Origin of the sequence: Herbaspirillum lusitanum (genome assembly GCF_046025995.1) — a bacterium.
Lineage (GTDB): Bacteria > Pseudomonadota > Gammaproteobacteria > Burkholderiales > Burkholderiaceae_D > Herbaspirillum > Herbaspirillum lusitanum_A.
This window is the reverse complement of record NZ_JAQQFM010000016.1, coordinates 23218-41108: the sequence shown is the minus strand read 5'-3', so window position 1 is coordinate 41108 and position 17891 is coordinate 23218. Positions and strand designations below refer to the sequence as shown.

17 protein-coding genes are annotated in these 17891 nt (G+C 60.4%); 6 read left to right on the top strand and 11 right to left on the bottom strand.

Translation table 11 applies throughout. The features are described 5' to 3' along the window. Nucleotides 1–175: 175 nt before the first annotated feature. Both PQR62_RS24705 and PQR62_RS24700 read right to left on the bottom strand, forming a co-directional pair. Nucleotides 176–1522, bottom strand: a complete 1347-nt coding sequence (locus PQR62_RS24705) for an MFS transporter (protein ID WP_408160732.1) — start codon at nucleotides 1520–1522, stop codon at nucleotides 176–178. A 534-nt stretch (nucleotides 1523–2056) separates the two neighbouring features. Next, a complete protein-coding gene (locus PQR62_RS24700) occupies nucleotides 2057–2311 on the bottom strand; it encodes a hypothetical protein (RefSeq protein WP_408160731.1) in 255 nt (84 codons plus the stop codon). Nucleotides 2312–2414: 103 nt separating this feature from the next. Here PQR62_RS24700 and PQR62_RS24695 point away from each other — a divergent pair, with 103 nt between their 5' ends. Continuing rightward, nucleotides 2415–3353 carry a LysR substrate-binding domain-containing protein gene (locus PQR62_RS24695; RefSeq protein ID WP_408160730.1) on the top strand — a complete coding sequence of 313 codons (939 nt, stop codon included), beginning with the start codon at nucleotides 2415–2417 and terminating at the stop codon, nucleotides 3351–3353. A 107-nt stretch (nucleotides 3354–3460) separates the two neighbouring features. Next, complete coding sequence (locus PQR62_RS24690; RefSeq protein ID WP_408160729.1) at nucleotides 3461–3856, top strand: DUF4260 domain-containing protein; 396 nt, start codon at nucleotides 3461–3463, stop codon at nucleotides 3854–3856. A 94-nt stretch (nucleotides 3857–3950) separates the two neighbouring features. Here PQR62_RS24690 and PQR62_RS24685 read toward each other — a convergent pair whose 3' ends face one another. The 4 genes from PQR62_RS24685 to PQR62_RS24670 form a co-directional block, all read right to left on the bottom strand. Continuing rightward, complete coding sequence (locus PQR62_RS24685) at nucleotides 3951–4268, bottom strand: putative quinol monooxygenase (protein ID WP_408160728.1); 318 nt, start codon at nucleotides 4266–4268, stop codon at nucleotides 3951–3953. A 121-nt stretch (nucleotides 4269–4389) separates the two neighbouring features. Then, the gene (locus PQR62_RS24680; protein WP_408160727.1) at nucleotides 4390–5334 is read right to left on the bottom strand and encodes a metal ABC transporter substrate-binding protein; all 945 of its coding nucleotides are present in this window, start codon (nucleotides 5332–5334) and stop codon (nucleotides 4390–4392) included. A 67-nt stretch (nucleotides 5335–5401) separates the two neighbouring features. Continuing rightward, the gene (locus tag PQR62_RS24675) at nucleotides 5402–6301 is read right to left on the bottom strand and encodes a metal ABC transporter permease (RefSeq protein ID WP_408160726.1); all 900 of its coding nucleotides are present in this window, start codon (nucleotides 6299–6301) and stop codon (nucleotides 5402–5404) included. Beyond that, the gene (locus tag PQR62_RS24670) at nucleotides 6298–7041 is read right to left on the bottom strand and encodes a metal ABC transporter ATP-binding protein (protein WP_408160725.1); all 744 of its coding nucleotides are present in this window, start codon (nucleotides 7039–7041) and stop codon (nucleotides 6298–6300) included. The genes PQR62_RS24675 and PQR62_RS24670 overlap by 4 nt, the downstream gene beginning before the upstream one ends. 538 nt (nucleotides 7042–7579) lie before the next feature. On the opposite strand from PQR62_RS24670, the gene PQR62_RS24665 reads away from it, so the two are divergent. The 4 genes from PQR62_RS24665 to PQR62_RS24650 all read left to right on the top strand — a co-directional run bounded on the left by PQR62_RS24665 (nucleotide 7580) and on the right by PQR62_RS24650 (nucleotide 11330). Continuing rightward, complete coding sequence (locus tag PQR62_RS24665; RefSeq protein ID WP_408160724.1) at nucleotides 7580–8203, top strand: DUF2796 domain-containing protein; 624 nt, start codon at nucleotides 7580–7582, stop codon at nucleotides 8201–8203. A gap of 201 nt (nucleotides 8204–8404) precedes the next feature. Next, nucleotides 8405–9181, top strand: a complete 777-nt coding sequence (locus PQR62_RS24660) for an ABC transporter ATP-binding protein (RefSeq protein ID WP_408160723.1) — start codon at nucleotides 8405–8407, stop codon at nucleotides 9179–9181. Next, nucleotides 9178–10440, top strand: a complete 1263-nt coding sequence (locus tag PQR62_RS24655; RefSeq protein WP_408160722.1) for an ABC transporter permease — start codon at nucleotides 9178–9180, stop codon at nucleotides 10438–10440. The genes PQR62_RS24660 and PQR62_RS24655 overlap by 4 nt, the downstream gene beginning before the upstream one ends. Nucleotides 10441–10556: 116 nt before the next feature. Beyond that, nucleotides 10557–11330 (top strand): DUF3299 domain-containing protein, encoded by a 774-nt coding sequence (locus PQR62_RS24650; RefSeq protein WP_408160721.1) that lies wholly within the window; start codon nucleotides 10557–10559, stop codon nucleotides 11328–11330. Between the two features lie 694 nt (nucleotides 11331–12024). On the opposite strand, the gene PQR62_RS24645 is transcribed toward PQR62_RS24650, so the two are convergent. From PQR62_RS24645 to PQR62_RS24625, 5 genes are all read right to left on the bottom strand, one after another. After that, nucleotides 12025–12687: a DUF2026 family protein gene (locus PQR62_RS24645; protein ID WP_408160720.1), complete on the bottom strand. Its 663-nt coding sequence runs from the start codon at nucleotides 12685–12687 to the stop codon at nucleotides 12025–12027. Nucleotides 12688–13340: 653 nt separating this feature from the next. Continuing rightward, entirely contained in the window at nucleotides 13341–13673 is a 333-nt protein-coding gene (locus tag PQR62_RS24640) for a hypothetical protein (protein ID WP_408160719.1), read from the bottom strand. Between the two features lie 588 nt (nucleotides 13674–14261). Next, entirely contained in the window at nucleotides 14262–14909 is a 648-nt protein-coding gene (locus tag PQR62_RS24635; RefSeq protein WP_408160718.1) for a hypothetical protein, read from the bottom strand. 153 nt (nucleotides 14910–15062) lie between these two features. Beyond that, nucleotides 15063–16256, bottom strand: coding sequence for a M20 aminoacylase family protein (locus PQR62_RS24630; protein WP_408160717.1), 1194 nt, complete (start codon nucleotides 16254–16256; stop codon nucleotides 15063–15065). 83 nt (nucleotides 16257–16339) lie between these two features. Next, nucleotides 16340–17755 (bottom strand): M20 family metallopeptidase, encoded by a 1416-nt coding sequence (locus tag PQR62_RS24625; protein WP_408160716.1) that lies wholly within the window; start codon nucleotides 17753–17755, stop codon nucleotides 16340–16342. Between the last annotated feature and the right edge of the window lie 136 nt (nucleotides 17756–17891).

Below are 17891 nucleotides of genomic sequence, written 5' to 3'. Positions count from 1 at the left end.
CGCCGAACCGGCATGAACGGCGGCTTCCCCCGACGCGTCATGCGACGTCGCGTCTTAAATATAGCAGCGACATTGCCATTTATTTATGAATTTTTGATGAATGCGGACGCACGGCCACATTCATTTCCACAAGGAAATTGATGCTGTAAGTGACGCGTAGCAAGCGTTTGCGGGATCAGCGCCGCGCGCGCAAGGCGAGCAAGGAAAAGCTTGCTGCAATCGAAAGTCCGCTCGACAGCAGCATGGCCCAGCCGACGCCGAGGCTCTCCAGCACCAGCGCAAACAGGAAGGGAGCACAGGCCTGCATGCTTCGTCCAAAAATTGCCAGAGTGCCGGTGATGGCGCCGTAAGCCTGGGCGCCGAACAGGGACAAAGGCAGGACGCCGCGTGCGACCGAGATCATGCCGTTGCCCGCGCCATGAATCACGGCGAAGGTCGAAGTCAGCGCGGCAAACGGCGGCGCTGCAGCGAGCAGCGCACAGGCGATCGGATGCAGCGCCGTCGCCAGACGCGCCGAAGCCAGAGGATGAAAATCAAAGCGCCGCGCCAGTCCGAACTCCAGCAGCCGCGACACGACTTGCGCCGGCCCCAGCAGCATGCCGGCCATGAGAATCTGCACAGTGGTGGCGCCGGTAGCCTCCAGCAAACCCGGCAAGTGCGCGGCCATGGCGGAACTCACAAAAGAAGTGGCGCCGGAGAAAATGCACAGGAGGTAGAGATCGCGCCGCGGCCGCTGCGCTTGCTCCGCTACTGCTGCGAGAGCGGCTGCCGGCGCCTCGGCAGCAGCGGTTTCGCCGGAGGCGGCGACGACTTGCACCTCCGTTGCCGCAATGCCGATGGGCGCGACCGCTGGCTTTGCGTAGCGCCGTGGATTGATGAAATAGAGATAGATAGGCCAGGCTATCGCCACATTGAGCAGCGCCCACACCACGCAGCAGATGCGCCAGCCGAAATGTTCGATCAGCCAGATCGAGAACGGCCAGCCTATGGTGCTGGTGAAACCGGCCACCACGGTCACGCCGACGATCACATTGCGCGCCGATTGCCGGAAACGATGCACCACCGCCGCAAAGGCCGAGTCATACAAACCCAGCGCCATGCCGACGCCGATCACGATCCAGGCCGCGAACAGAGTGACGGTTCCCTGCACTGCTGCGAGGAGCAGCAAACCCGCCGCCAGAATGAAACTGGAAACCAGCATGATGCTGCGACCGCCGGTGCGATCGATATTGCGACCGACGCGCGGGCCGCACAGAGCCATGACGATCAGAGAAAGTGAAAATGCGGCGAAGAAGGTGCCGCGCGTGATGCCCAGTCCCGTGGACATGGGCGTTGCAATGACGGCCGCCAGAAATACCGTCGAGCCCCAGGCCACAATTTGCGCCACGCCCAGCGCCACGATGAAGGCCGCGGTGGAATCGCGCGGCGACCTGGCGTGTTGTGCAGGGACGGCAAGGCCCGCAGCTGGAAGACTGGAGTCTGGCGTGGGAGGCGGCTCTGCGCCGTCGCGGCTGGCTGTCATTGAAACGAATCGTGACGCGAAAGGCTGTCAGGATACATTGCCTGCCGTACATAAACCACTGAAGAAGCGCATAGGCGGGCGACTGCCGCAATTATTTTTTGGCGCAGGGGGCAGCACTCATCCATGGTCGGTGATCAGTGTTGTCGCTCACACAATGGCAACAAAGCCTGCGACTGGTCTCACCAGGCACGTGTGGAAGCGCCTGCGCCGAAAACAACAAACCCCGCATCGGCGGGGTTGTTCATGGGAAGACTGGCTGGGGTATGGCGGAGTGGATTGTGCGTGCAGATTGTGCCGGGCGTGCATGGCGCCTGGCGCCGGAAGGCACATTCCGGAATAAACCTGGGCAAACCGCCCTGTCCGTCTGCGGCCTCGACAATCCGGGGCCGCCTGCCTGTTTCAAACTTGCCGAGCTGCTGCTCTCTACCGCTTTGCTTATTTACTTCTTGCTTACCTGACTGACCTATTGGCCGCTACGCTTCAATGCAAGCCTGACGACAATCCCGATGCATAGGCAGGACTACATCAATGGACTCAGATCTGCGATTGCAGCTTGCACAAGGCATGCAGATGGCTGTTGTCGAGCTGGCGCAGACGGTTTTCCAGTTCGATGTGGCTTTCGACGCCCTTGAAGAATGCGCTATCGCTGTATTCCGAGGCATCGCTGCGCACAGGCTTCAGGGCATGTTCGCTGATGATGCGCTGCACCACGAATTTGGCCAATTCAACCAGGCTGCGCAAATTGTTAGAAAAACCGGCATCTTTAACAAATATACTTACGGTGGTCATGATCTTCTTTCACTCTTAAACGTTTCGGTGATTGGAGAATAAGCTTGAGCTTGCCTTTCTTAAAGCGACATTTTCCGACACCACTATAAGTTTTTCTTACATCATGTCTTCTTTTCTGCCCCCGCTCAAAACCCTTAAAGTGTTCGAAGCGGCAGTCCGGACGCGGAGTTTGACGCTGGCGGCCCATGAGTTATTCATTACCCACAGCGCGGTCAGCCAGCAGATCAAAGTGCTGGAAGAACACTTCGGCCAGCCGTTGTTTTTGCGCCAGTCGCGTGGCGTCGAACCAACGGAGGCGGCGCTGGCCTTTTACGCCGAGGTCAAAGCCAGCCTCGATCGCATCGCCCTTGCCGCCGAGCAACTGACGCTGACCGGCAAAAGCCGCGTGGTGCGTCTGATCGCTGCGCCCTCGGTGGCGATGCGCTGGCTGATCCCGCGCCTGTCGCAGTTCCAGATCGACAACCCGCGCATCGAGGTCAGGGTGACGACCACCATGTCCGAGTACTTTGAAGACGTCAAAGATCCGTTTGACGTGATCCTGTGGCGCAGTCCGCTGGAGCGCAGCGGCTATGAGTGCATCCGCTTTCTGGATGACGTCTCGGCGCCGCTGGCCTCGCCGCACTTCCTGGAGCTGCATCCGATCAAGGTGCCGCGCGATCTGGTGGAGGTTTCGCTGATCCACCTCAGCAGCCGCGCTGCAGCCTGGTCGCAATGGCTGAACAAGGCCGGCGTCGCAGTCCGAAGAAAAATGCCGGGCACCGTCTACGAACACTTCTTCCTGAGCCTGCAGGCGGCGGCGACCGACCTCGGCGTCGCCATGGGCACGCTGGCGCTGGTCGACGACGATCTGGCGCACGGCCGCCTGAAACAATTGTTTCCTGAGGTAGTGCTGCATGGCGAGGGCTTTCACATGATGTATCGCAGTGCGGCCGATTCCAACCCGGCGCTGAAGACTTTCATCAACTGGCTGACTCAGATGGGCCAGGCTTCGGCCTATGATCCTGAGCGCACGCATCCGGCGGACTTCCCGGGCGAGCATTGACGCAGGCATGACAGCCATGAAAAAAAACAGACGGGCATCGGGTTTAGCCAACCATGAGCGCACCCGCTGCCCGATAATGTCGACTTGTTTTTTCTTGAAAGCATGACATGGCCGGAGCAGCGCAAGGTGGCGTCAGACAGGTATTGAGAGTGGAAGGCTTGCTGGTTCTGGCCGGCGCCGCCCTCTTCTTTTCAACATCCGGATTCGGCTGGGGAACATTCTTTCTCTATTTACTGGTGCCGGACATATCACTGCTCGGATATCTTGCCGGCCCCAAAATCGGGGCATTGAGCTACAACCTCGCCCATTCCTATATCGGCCCGCTTGCCTGCCTGCTTTCCGGATTCTGGCTGACGCTGCCGCTGCTCAGTTGCGCCGGACTGATCTGGGCCGCCCACGTGGGGCTGGATCGGGCGCTGGGATATGGACTTAAATATGCGCAAGGATTTCACGACACCCATCTGGGGAAAATCGGTCGCGGCGCGAAATCGACTTCGCCATGAATTGGCGACAGGCCGGCGCCGCCGCTGCGGCCGGCCGCATAAAACAAAAGCCTGCTTGCGCAGGCTTTTTTTCATTCCGCTTGCTGACGACGAATCAGTCAGCCGATTTCAACACATGCACGGCGCGCGCGGCGATCAGATCCTTGGATTTTTCACGATAGTCATCCATGTGCGGCTGCTTGCCATGCAGACGCAAGGCATCTTCGCTGCTCCACTTTTCGATGAAGGCAAAGGTATCAGCGCCGTACAGCGCCTGCGAAGGCCCGAAGCCGTCGACATCGATGGCCAGGCTGTATTCAATGCAACCCTCTTCGGCGCGCACAGCGGCCAGATTGGCGCGGGCGATGTTCAGCAGCTCTTCACGCTTGCCCGGCTTGGCGGTAATCACAGCAACTACGGAAACGATAGCCATGCTTGTCTTCTCCTGATTCGGTTTTAAGGTATTGGCAAAACTCAGGCCGACAAGCATACGCGAAGTTGGCAATTCATGAAGCGGGCGCCGGCAAACCAGCGTCCGCTGCCCATATCACGCATCAGTTGAGCCGAATCTTTTCCAGCAATTGCGTCACGTTGTATCGCATCAGCGCCAGATAGGTCGGCGCCGGGCCGCCGGCCTGCGACAAGGCGTCGGCATACAGCTTGCCGCCTGCGCTGACACCGCTTTCACGACCGATCTGTTGCAGCAGCTTGGGATTGCTCATGTTCTCGAAGAACAGCGCCTTGATCTTTTCGCTGCGGATCTGGCGAATCAGGGTCGCCACTTCCTTGGCGCTCGGCTCGCTGTCGGTCGACACGCCTTGCGCCGCCAGGAAACGCAGCTTGTAATGCGCACCGAAATATTCAAAGGCGTCGTGCGAAGTAATGACCTTGCGCTTGGCTTCCGGGATTTGCGCAAACTGCCTGGCGGCCCATGCGTCCAGCTCGTTCAGCTGCGCGATGTAAGCGTCGCCGTTCTTGCGATAGACGGCAGCGCCGGCCGGATCCAGCTTACTCAGCGCGGCGACGATGTTGCGCGTGTAGAGCACCACGTTCTGCGGATCTTGCCAGGCATGCGGGTCGTCCTTGCCGTGATGATGATCGTGGTCGTGGCCGGCGTGGGCGCCGCTTTCTTCATGTTCTTCCTCGACACGCTCGCGCGCCTTGATGCCGGCCGAGGCCACCACCATGTCGCCGCGATAGTTGGCGGCCTGGGTCAGGCGTTCCATCCAGCCTTCGAAACCGAGGCCATTGACCACCACCAGGCGTGCACGCGAAACGGCCTTGATATTGTCCGGCGCCGGCTGGAATACATGGGCGTCCTGATCCGGGCCGACCAGCGTGGTCACCGCGATGCGGTCGCCGCCGATATTGGCGACGATGTCGCCGAGGATGCTGAAACTGGCCACCACCGGCAGCTTGTCGGCAGCAGCGGCCGACTGGCTCAGAACCAATGCAGCGGCCAGACCGAGCAAGGCGCGGCCGAAACGATTGAACGTCATGAAGATCTCCAAGAATGAAAAAGCGAGAGTGCGAGTCGGTGCAGGTGCAGCCTGCACCGCTCTTTTTTTAGCCTTGCAAATGCGGCCGGCGCAACAGGCGCGGCAACCAGCCGCGCGGCGCAAACAGCAGCGACAGTGCATAAAATCCGCCGGCGCAGACAATGATCACCGGACCGGATGGGACCGAGGCGTAATACGAAATCAGCAGGCCGCAGTAACCGGCGGCGGCCGCCTGCGCTGCGCTGTTGAGCAACTGCGCCGGCAGGGTGTCATGCCACAGCCGCGCCGACACCGCCGGCAGCATCATCAGCCCGACCGCCATCAGCGTGCCCAGCGTCTGGAACGAGGCCACCAGATTCAACACCACCAGCATCAGGAATATCTGTTGATACACGGCGCCGCCGCGGCCACTGCCGGCACGTCCGCTGCTGGCGAACAGATAGGCGGGGTCGAAGCTTTCCAGCAGCAGGCCGCGATACATGGCCGCAATCAGCAGCACGCTGACGGTCGCCACGCCGGCGATCAGCAGCAGGCCTTCACTGTCCACGCCCAGCACATTGCCGAACAGGATATGCAAGAGATCGAGCTGGGTGCCGTGACGCGAAATCAGGATCACGCCGAGCGCCAGCGCCACCACGTAGATGGCCGCCATGCTGGCGTCTTCCTTGAGCTCGGTATGGCGGCTGATCCAGCCCGCCACCGCCACCACCAGCACGCCGGCGATGAAGCCGCCTATGCTCAGCGCCGGCAGCGACAGACCGAAGAAAATGAAACCCACCGCCACGCCCGGCAGCACGGCGTGGCTCAGGGCTTCGCCGAACAGACTCATGCGGCGCAGGGTGAGCAACACGCCCAGCGGCGCACTGCCGAGCGCCAGCGCCAGCGCTGCAACCAGGGCGCGGCGCATGAAGGCGAATTCCTGAAACGGTGCAATGGCGAATTGCTGGAACGCCAGCCACGCGCTCATGCAGACTCTCCCACCGCGCACACCGGCGCATGTTCATCGACCGCTTCGGCCATGGCGCGGGCGCGCTGCAAATTTTCATCGCACAAGACTTCGCCGGTGTCGCCCCAGGCCACCACATTGCGCGCCAGCAGCAGCGACTGCGGAAAGGCGCGGCGCACCTGTTCGTAGTCGTGCAGCACCGCGATCACGGTGCGCTGCTCGGCATGCCAGGATTGAATGATGCGCAGCAGATCGCTGGTGGTGCGGGTGTCGATGGCGGCGAAGGGCTCATCGAGCAGAATCACCTGCGCGTCCTGCAGCAGGATGCGCGCGAACAGCACGCGTTGAAATTGTCCGACCGACAAGCTGGCGATCGGCCGTCCGGCAAAACCTTCCAGTCCGACCGCCGCCAGCGCCTGTTGCGCGCGCTGCACCATGCCGGCATCGATACCGCCCCACAGGCCGACGCGCGACCAGTAGCCCAGCATCACGCAATCCTGCACCGTGATCGGAAAACTGCGGTCGATCTCGGCTTGCTGCGGCAGATAGGCGATGCGGCCGACATCGGCGTGCGTCACCACCTGACCGTCGTTGCAGCGAACCAGGCCGAGAATGCTTTTCAGCAAAGTGCTCTTGCCGGCGCCATTCGGGCCGATCACGGCGGTCAGCGAACCGCGCGCGAAGCTGCCGTTGATGTGATGCAAAGCCGGATGACGGCGATAGCTCACCGTCAGGTTCTGGAGGGAGATCGCAGCTTGCATGTCAGTCGCCTCCCAATGCCCAGAACACGCCCAGCCACAACAGCAGGCAAATCGGCGCGACCAGCAGCACGCGCTGCCACCAGGGACTGGCGAGCACGCCTTGCTTCAATAACAAACGGGAGAGAGCTGACACGGTCAAGAAATAGACTTTGAATGGTTGGTTCGACGGGCGCGGCGCTATTGCCGCACAGGTCAGCAGCAAGGAATGACGTCTGCTTCCATCAACACTGAAGCCCGCCGCATCACTGACAAAATACTGACCACATTCGCAAGACGGCATTGGCGGTCTGACTTGCCTTTTGCACGCGGCCTCAGACTCTGCCTGCGATGCAACCGAGTTGCGGAATATCGAAAAACCGAATTATAATGCAACGCTGTTGCAGGATGTAACAAAGCTCAGAAATTTATCTGATCCGCTTCACAATGCGGCCTGCATAAAACGCAGTAAACACTTCACGTACTTGCCGCAAGCTGCGCTGCTTATGCCTGAGCGCCCGACAACACCTCATTCTGAACGACCGATTTGAAAGCCCGACTCATGTCTTCCTCTTGCCATCCCCGACTACGTTCCTCGCTTCATCTGCTGGCGGCGACCGCGCCGCTACTGCTATCGCTGGCATGGATGCCCGTCGCGGCGCAGGCGCACGACGATCATGACAGCCACGCCGGCCATGCCGCGCACGTCCACGGCGTCGGCAAATTGGATGTGGCGCTGGACGGCAAAACGCTGTCGCTGCATCTGGATTCACCGCTGATGAATCTGGTCGGATTCGAACACGCCGCCAACAGCGCGGCCGACCAGCAGGCCGTGCAAAAGATGGCCGCCACCTTGCGCGACGCAGGCAAGCTGTTCGTCGCCAATCCTGAAGCCGGCTGCACGCTGAGCTCGGTCAAGCTGGAGTCCGCCGCGATGGGGCCGGCGCTATTGGGTGAAAAGGCCGTCGCCCCCGCCGCCAGACAGGAAGCCGGCCATGACGGCCATGCCGACCTCGATGGCGATTTTGCTTTCAACTGCAGCCAGCCGGAGCGGCTGCGCAGCATGCAGATCGGCCTGTTTGAGGCCTTCAAAGGCTTCCAGAAGATCGACGTGCAATTCGTCACCGCCAAGCGCCAGGGCGCGGCGCAATTGTTGCCGGGCAAGGCGCTGCTGAATCTGCAGTAAATCCGGACGCAGCCTGAAAGCACAGGCAAGCACGGCGATATCGGTGGATAATTCCGGCCATTGTCCGGGCCTGTGCATGCCAGCGATATCGCATCTCGAATACCGCATCCACACACTTGCTTACCTTTGCCTTACAGTGCTTGCCGTCACGATCTGGCATCCTTCCACCTCTGATTCAATCGCTTTCAGCGCACCGCCACGATGTCTTCCAGTCCCGCCCTTCTCTCATCGCACACGACTTCAGCTTCAGGCGAGGCCATCGTGCTGCGCGACATCGTCTTCACCTGGCCCGGCCAGCAGATGCCCGCGCTGGAACTGGACAACTTCAGCCTGCGCGCGCGCGAACAGGTGTTCATCAGCGGCCCCAGCGGCAGCGGCAAGAGCACGCTGCTGGCGCTGATCGGCGGCATCATCGCGCCGCAGCGCGGCCGGGTCGAGATTCTCGGTCAAGCGCTGCAACAATTGCCGGCAGCGCAGCGCGACCGTTTCCGGGTGGATCACATCGGCTTCATCTTTCAGCAGTTCAATCTGATTCCCTATCTCTCGATTCTGGACAACGTCCTGCTGCCCTGCCAGTTCTCGGCCTATCGCCGGCAGCGCGCGCTGCAACAAGGCGCCGATCTGAAACAGGCGGCGACAGCGTTGCTGCGCAGTCTGGATCTGGCGCCAGCGCTGTGGACGCGACCGGTCACGCAATTGTCGATCGGTCAGCAACAGCGCGTGGCCGCCGCGCGCGCGCTGATCGGCCAGCCCGAAATCATCGTCGCCGACGAACCCACATCGGCGCTCGACAGCGATCGTCAGCAAGGCTTTCTCGATCTGCTGCAACGTGAATGCGCGCAATCCGGCGCGGCGCTGGTGTTCGTCAGCCATGACCTGAGGCTGGCGCAACGCTTCGACCGGCTGGTCGCGCTGGAACAGATCAACCGCGCGGCACACGCCCGGGATGCAGCAGATCAACTGGAGGCGAGCGCATGAAGATGCTGCTGCGTCTGGCGCTGCGCAGCGCCGCCAATCGCCGTTTCACCCTCGGCCTGATGCTGATCGCCATCGCCCTGTCGACCACCATGCTGCTGGGCATCGAGCGCGTGCGGCATGAAGTGCGCGCCGGCTTTTCGCAATCGGTGTCGGGCACCGACCTGGTGGTCGGCGCGCGCACCAGTCCGATTCAATTGATGCTGTACGCGATCTTCCGCGTCGGCGGGGCCACCAACAACATGGGTTGGGACAGCGCAAAAAAACTGGCAGCCAATCCGGCAGTAGCCTGGACCATTCCGCTCTCGCTCGGCGATTCGCATCGCGGCTTCCCGGTGCTGGCGACCAATGGCGACTACTTTCTGCACTTTCATTACGGCGCTGGCCAGGCCTTGGCCATGGCACAGGGCAAACCGTTTGGCTCCGTGTTCGAAACCGTGCTCGGCGCTGAAGTCGCCGACAAGCTGCATTACAAACTGGGCGACCATATCGTGCTCAGCCACGGCATGGGCGGCACTCATCTGACCGATCACGCCGACAAGCCCTTCGTGGTCAGCGGCATTCTGGCGCGCACCGGCACCCCGGTGGATCGCACCGTGCATATCGGCCTGGACGCGATGGAGGCGATTCATCTGGATTGGGAAGGCGGCGCGCGCATGCCGGGCATGGCCATCCCGGCCGAGTTCGTCAAGAAATTCGACCTCACGCCCAAGACCATTACCGCCGTGCTGGTCGGCCTGAAGAACCGTGCGGCCGTGTTCGGCGTACAGCGCGCCATCGCCGACAATGAGAATGAACCTTTGATGGCGGTCTTGCCGGGCGTGGCATTGGATGAATTGTGGCAGGTGGTCGGCGTCGGCGAAAACGCCTTGCTGATCGTCTCCGGGATGGTAGTGGTGGTCGGCCTCGCCGGTCTGGTGGCGGCGATACTTGCCAGCCTCGGCGAACGACGGCGCGAGCTGGCGATCCTGCGTTCGGTCGGCGCCCGCCCCATCGATATTCTGGTACTGCTGGCGGCCGAAGGTCTGGGCGTGATGCTGGCCGGCGTGCTGCTCGGCCTGTTGCTGCTGACGCTGGCGCTGGTGGCGCTGGGACCGCTGCTGAGCGCGCAGTTCGGGATTACACTGCATCCTGCAATGCCGGCCGCCGGCGAATTGCAATTGCTGGCCTGGACCGTATTCGCCGGTTTCCTTGCCAGTCTGCTGCCGGGCTTGCGCGCCTATCGTCTGAGCCTCTCGGATGGACTGACGCCACGCCTGTAAGAGGCCAAGGCCATGGCCGCTTAATTATTAAGCAAATATTGATGGAATCACACGCGGAGCTGTCCGCGCATTCTGAACCCGGATGCCTCTGGCATCCCAAACGATGACTTGAAATCATGAAAAGCATGTACTGGATAGGCGGCATCGTCGTCGCCGGCCTGGTGGTCGGCAGCGGCATGCGCCTGCTGGCCCACTCGGGCGATGCACCCAAGCAAGCCGCCGTTGCCCCGGCATCAGTTGCAGCTACGCCGGCGGGCGCTACGATTGCCGACTCGGTACCGGCAGTGACTGCGCGCGCATCGGGCTCCAACAGCCCGGTCGCCGCCGGTGGCGCGGGCAACGACCGCTATCAGGTGGGCGACCATCTGCAACAGAGCGCCGCGGTGGCAGATCAGCCTTACAAGGCTTCCGGCAAGAGTGTCAACGGCTTTCGCGAAATCGCCTGGGAAAGCCTGATCCCCAAAGAATGGGACGCCATGGCGCCGTTCAAGGGCCTGAAGCTGGACAAGATGGACGACAACGATCCGCGCGCAGTCGAAGCGCTGTGGAAAGCCAAGAAATACTGGAAGAATGCGCCGGTCGATCAGAGTCTTGAAGGCGCGCAGGTGCGCCTGCCCGGCTTTGTGGTCTCACTCGAACGCGAGGGCGAGGCCTTGAAGGAATTCCTGCTGGTGCCCTACTTCGGCGCCTGCATCCACGTACCGCCGCCGCCGGCCAATCAGATCATTCACGTACACAGCGCGAAACCAGTCAAGGATATCCGTTCGATGGATGCGGTATGGATCAGCGGCGTACTGAAGATCGACCATTCGGACACCATGATGGGTTCGGCCGGCTACAGCCTGAAAGCAGTATCGGTGGAGCCCTACACTGCGCCGGACAATAGTTGATGAAGGTTTGAAGCGCTGCCGTCACGGCGTTGAAGAAGTTGCCGGATCATGGGACAAGTACAGGACTTATCCCCAGATTTTGGGAGTAAGCCTGTGGACAAGTCCTTGAGAACTCATCTAAGCCATTGATAACAAAGAGTTTCGCGCGACTGGACAAATGAGTGCAGCCGGCTGTGCAAGGGTGACGCACCCCGCGCCGCAGGACCGCCAGGCTAGCCACCTGGCGGGAAGGGAGGAAAACGGCTTCCAACACGTGTGCGTACTGCCGGGTTACAACGCCACTGGCCGGCCTGGGCGTGAAGCTCTACAGCAGAAAACCATTGCTCCGTAGCGAGAAGAAAAAACCTGCGACGCCCAAGGCATCGCAGGCAAAACATCTGCAACAGGTACAGAGGAGACGGAGAAAATCTTAGCGGGGCTATGTGACGTCGGAATGACAGCAGGAGCATCCCTCAAGCCCGCTCTTCATCATCGATTCAGAAAAAACTAGGCCGGACACGATCAAGTGTCCGGCCTGTCATCACGGCGTAACAAAGCGCCGTTAAAGTCTGGGTTCTTGTGCAATACATGCAACCGATATGCATGATTGCATGGTGTGTTGGACACTGGTCCAGCACACCCCTTCCTTATTACTCCCTGCAGCAATTCAGAATTTCCCGCCCGCCGTTTTCAGGCGCGGCCGGGACCGCTTTGATTACCAGACGCCGTTGATGCCGGTAGGAATGAAACTGATACGGCTGACTTCGCCTTCTTCATTCTGCAGCGCCATGTTTTCTTCCATCGTCTTGGGCGGTTTGCGATACCACTCGATGCAGACCTTGCTCAGATTGCTGAGCGCCTTGTCGGCCAGGAAACGCTGCAAGAGTTCGCGCGTGAGTTCGAGATTGGACGTGAAATGAAAATCGCCGGCCGCATGCAAGGCATCGACCGATTCCGCCATACGCTTCAGGCTCTTCTGAAACATGAGACGTGGCACCGGCATCGAGTGGCCAGCCGCCTCGAGGAGTTCCTGAAATAACGGCGCCATGAAATCGATTGCATATTCATCACATTGAACCCAACAGTGGAATGCATCGCGGTTGCTGCCGACCTGATCCGGGTGCTCGCCTTCCAGCACACCGAAAGACAAGGCTCCGCTCTGCTTCTCACTGATCAGATAAAACGCTGCGCCGGCGACCGGGAACGCATTCAGTTTGTAAAACTTCTTCAGAATCTGTGCCGCCGTGACGCTGAAGAAAAAACTTGAGGCTGGAATATCCGCATCGACACTGTCGAGCACCGAGTGGATGACGCGAAAGATGCGCTGATAATCAGCCAGAGGAATCAGCGGACGCGCGGGAGTTTGATTGGTTTGCATGGCCGTATTTTCTCATGGAAAAGAACAGGCAAGCCGCTAGGCTGCTACTGAAGTGCATGCTGCCGCACCTCGGCTGCGTGACGCGCTGATATGGCTAGCAGCTTCACGACCTGCCGTTCCCCCTCAAGACGACTACGGGACTGCAAACTACTTACTGCTCACTGCCTGTATCTACTACCTGTTTCTTACTGCGGTATTGCAATGACTTACTGCATCGGCTTGCTGCTATCCACTTCAACAAACCACTACCCAACAAAGGAGTCCAACAAAACTACAACTGCTACTGCAACATCAACTTCAACTTCAACTTCAACTTCAACTTCAACTGCATGCTGCCTGATACGTACTAGCTACTGCCTGCTGCACACTGCAACTACGTGATGCAAAACCAATACACTTCCACTTCTGCTGTTGTTGCTGTCGTTACGTTTGCTACTGCTGCCACTTCTACTGCGGTACTACCCTCAAGGACTACGTTCACACTACAGACTGCCTGCTACGCTTGCCACTTCCCCCGCCACTACTTCCCCACAACTACTTCCCCCGACTACCTCTACTACCCCAAGACCCTGCTACGCACTCCCCCCGACCACTCACTTCACACTTCCCCTGATTCCCTGACTTCCCGGCATGCGGACGGATCGGATACAGCTTCAGACTTCTTCACTACCGCGCTGCAAAAAGCAGCTGCAGTTGACCTCGTGATGCGCCGAGCACTTGTTCAGGCTCTTGCGCATTTCAGCGGTGCCGGCAAAATCCTTCTTCATGACGGCGACCGCATCCACTTCGCCGTAACCGGTGCTGGACACCGGCACGAACATCATGGTGCCGGGCTGAACCTGGCGATCGCTGTTCAGGTTGACTTCCAGGCGCCCCCATTCATTGTCGGTACGCACGAAGAGGTACATCAGAATCGAGCAGAACAGCAGATAGCTCACGAACATCAGGGTGATTTCACCTGGAACCGATTCGACGACGAAATGCATGACGACCTCCGAAAATGTGCGTTTCCCACGATCCATATTTGCGTTGCGGCATCACTGCTGCGACTTCTTTCGCTACAAACCGTGTTTCATTGGTATCCATCATAGGCATCGCGCCGCGCTCGATCTATCGGGGAATTCCCTATCGGGAATACCCCTAGGACAAGTTGTCATAGCGCGCAAAGCCAGAACAGGCGCTGCTTAAAGCCTCCCTACCGGCAACCGGCAAGGCATCAACCCGGCACCATGCACATTTTTAACAACAGATGTCGGATAACAAAAATTGTTAGCTTGGCCGCATGTGCACAGGGCCGGGGGGATGGGCCTGCCATCAACGCCGAACGGGAAGAATCGCCGACACCAAAATCGTGATCGGGACAGGAAGATGAAAGTACAGACAGAAAAAAACCCGCCGGCTTGCGCGAGGCGGGTTGAACTCAATATGACTTTCCAGGAGCTGATTGAGGAGACGGCTTGACTATATGCCAGCTTCCGTTCCGCTGGAACGATTCAGATTGCATTCGCTTATGCGGTAAAAACATAAGCGCATGGACAGACATTCTGCCGCCCGATCAAATCCTGAACGGGTCCTTACATCGGCGGCTTGACGCCGTCCTTCTCCATCACCACACGCACCGCCTTGAGCTTCTCGCCGCTGGCATCAGCCGCATCGCGCGCACCGATCACGAACACCGTCAGTCCGGCCTTCAGATCGGCCGCAGTGGCCGGGACGAAGGTCACCACCGGTACGTTCTGCGGCACCTTGACCTGAATGTTCTTGCCCTGATACGTCAGATTCAGTTCGCGGCCGCTGTTGCCGGAAACCACCGCCGATACCGTGGCATTGGTCATGCTGCTGCCCGGCAGCAGATCCCAGTCGTAGTGGCCTTCGCCGCTGCCGCGTGCTTCTTCCGGAAACACCACCACTTCCAGAGCTTCCACACCGCCGTTGGCGGTCGGCTTGCCGGCGGTGCCGATGAAGCTGCCCTGCTTGATGGACGACATGTCCAGCGCCTTGATCGCCGAATAGCGGGTGGCGTCGGAGGTTGCCAGCTTGAGCTGCTTGCCTTCGCGCGTCAGCACGTTGACGCTGCCGGCCTCAATCGATTCCACGGTACCGCGAATGCGTACAGGAGGCGCGTTTTGCGCCGAAGCGGGCACCGCCGCGACCAGCGCAAGGACGATCGCAGACATGGCAGAGATGGCGGACAGACTGGCAAAACGTGGATGGCGCAACATGGCATCTCCTTGAAAAGAAGCGGCCAGTCTAGCACCGCTCCTGCTTTGCCGCTGAGGCCGCCCGAGGCCGGCTGACGGAGCGCTGACAGGCAGCCGACAAGGCGCACGAGGCCATTGTTGCCGGCAGCAACAAGGCCGCGAAATGTGAAGGAATCAGCCCGGCTGCACCGCCAGATAACGCTCCACCAGACGGGTCCAGTAAGCGCCGCCCAGGGTCACGTTTTCATCGTTGAAATCGTAGTGGGCGTTGTGCAGCATGGGCTTGCCCTGACCGTTGCCGACCCGCAGGAAACATCCGGGACGATGCTGCAGGTAATAGGCGAAATCTTCGCTGCCGGCGATCGGGCCGAATGGCGCGATGATCTGCTCCGGACCGACCAGCTCTTCGGCAATCTTTTTGGCGAACTCGGTTTCGGCTTCCGAATTGACCAGCACCGGATAGCCGCGGATGTATTCGATCTCAGCCTTCGCGCCATAACCTTCGCAATGGCTTTCCACCAGCGCGCGGATGCGCTGCTCCAGTTGCTCACGCACTTCCGGCTTGAAGGAACGCACGCTCATGGCCAGCGTCGCGTCTTCAGGAATTACATTGGAGGCATTGCCGGCATGGATGGCGCCGACCGTCACCACCGCAGTTTCCATCGGATCGATATTGCGTGCGACCACGGTCTGCAGCGCCATCACCAGACTGGATGCGACCACCACCGGATCGATCGACAGATGCGGACGCGCCGCATGGCTGCCCTTGCCGACGATGCGCACATTGACCGTATCGCAGGCCGCCATGAACGGGCCGGAGCGGAACATGAAGGTGCCGGTCGCCACGCCAGGGTGATTGTGCATGCCGAAAATAGCGTCGCATGGAAAGCGTTCAAACAGGCCATCCTTCAGCATCAGCTGGGCGCCGCTGTCGAAACCGGCCTCTTCCGCCGGCTGGAAAATCAGATTGACGGTGCCGTCGAAATTGCGCGTGCGCGACAACTGCAACGCCGCTGCCAGCAGCATCGCAGTGTGGCCGTCGTGGCCGCAAGCGTGCATCTTGCCCTGGTGTTCGCTGGCGTAGCTGAGGCCGGTCAGCTCATTGATCGGCAAGGCGTCCATGTCAGCCCGCACGCCGATGCTGCGGCTGCCGGTACCGGCACGCAGCGTCGCCACCAGGCCATTGCCGCCGATGTTGCGGGTCACCGCATAGCCCCAGCCTTCGAGCCGTCCGGCCACCAGCGCGGCGGTATCGACTTCTTCAAACGACAACTCGGGATGTTGGTGAATGTGGCGGCGGATGCCGACCAGTTCGCTCTTGACGTCGTCCAGATCGGACACCTGGCAAAAAGCTGTGGCTGTGCTCATTGAATGCTCCGGAGGGTAAAAGTGAAAGAACCCGCTTCATCATGAAACGGGTTCTGAATAAAGAAGCCTGTCGCTCAGTCAGTTCAGGCAGCCAACGCCACGCGGCGTTCCAGCACCTGCTTGCCCTGCTCCGCCAGGTCCCAGAACAAGCCCGCCATGACTTGCAGCGACTCGCGCGAGACGCTGGCCAGTATATGCTCGTTGGGCGCATGCTGCGAGCAGGCCGGATAGGAGTGCGGCACCCACAGCGTCGGCAGCCCGAGTACGTCGGCGAACACATCGTTGGGCAGCGAACCGCCCAGATTCGGCAACAGCGTCGGCGGCTTGCCGCTGGTTTCCTGCATCGAAGCCAGGCCCCAGCGCACCCATTCATCATCCGGATTCAGACGGGTCGCGGAGAACTGCACGCCCGACAGCGTTACTTCCACATCGTTGTAGCCGTGCGCATCCAGATGGGCGCGAATGTTGGCGATGAAATTCTTGTCATCGCTGCCGACCACAAAACGGATCTGGCAATGCGCCGAAGCATGACCGGGAATCGCATTGACCGGCGCTTCCGGATTGCCGGTCTTGAAGGCCAGCACTTCCAGCGTGTTCCAGCCGAATACGCGTTCGGCCGGCGTCATGCCCGGCTCGCCCCACTCCGCATCGACTTCGGGATCAGTCGGGCCGCCGCCCACTTTCACATCGGCCAGCGCATTGCGCACGCTTTGCGGCAGCGAGTCAGGCAGCAGGCTGGGCACGCGGATGCGGCCCTTGCCGTCCACCAGACAAGCAATGGCATTGGCCAGACGCACGCCGGGATTGCGCAGCAGCCCGCCCCAGTTGCCGGAGTGGTGGCCGCCCTCGCGCGAGTTCACGCGCAGATCGAAATTGCAGCCGCCGCGCGAACCGAGAAACATGGTCGGCGTCGGCGCATTCACGCGCGGGCCGTCGGAAGCGATGAACAGATCCGACTTGAGGCGTTCGCGATATTGCTCGGCGACTTCCTTCAGGCCGGGCGAACCGGTCTCTTCGCCCATCTCCAGAATCACCTTGACGTTGTAGCCGAGCTTGCCGCCGCGCAGCTTCATCACTTCGGTCAGCGCAGCGAAGTTGATGGTGTGCTGGGCCTTGTTGTCGGCGATGCCGCGACCGTACCAGCGATCGCCTTCGACCACGATTTCCCATGGGCTCAGGCCGCTGCGCCATTGCTTGTCGTAGCCGCGCACGACGTCGCCGTGGCCGTAGGTCAGCAAGGTGAAGGCGGCGCCTTCTTCCATGCGTTCGGCCAGCAGGAAGGGGCTGCCGTTGGGCAGCGGGTTTTCAACCACCTCGCAGGTAAAGCCCAGGCCTTGCAGCTCGGGCACGATTTCCTGATGCAGGTAATCGTACAGAATCGGACGGCTCGCGGGCTCCTGGCTTTCGGTACGGATGGCCACACGTTTCTGCAACACCGCCATGAAACGGCCGTCGTCGAAATAGGCGCCCACCTGTGCGATGGCTTGCGATCTGCTCATACTGCTTCTCCTCGATGAGTTGGATATGACGCTGGGTCAAAACAAATAAGTAAACATATTCATGCCGCATGCAGATGCCGGGAGCTCACAGGATCGCGCAAGGCGACCTGCGGCGGAGTATGCATGTCGGTTTCAA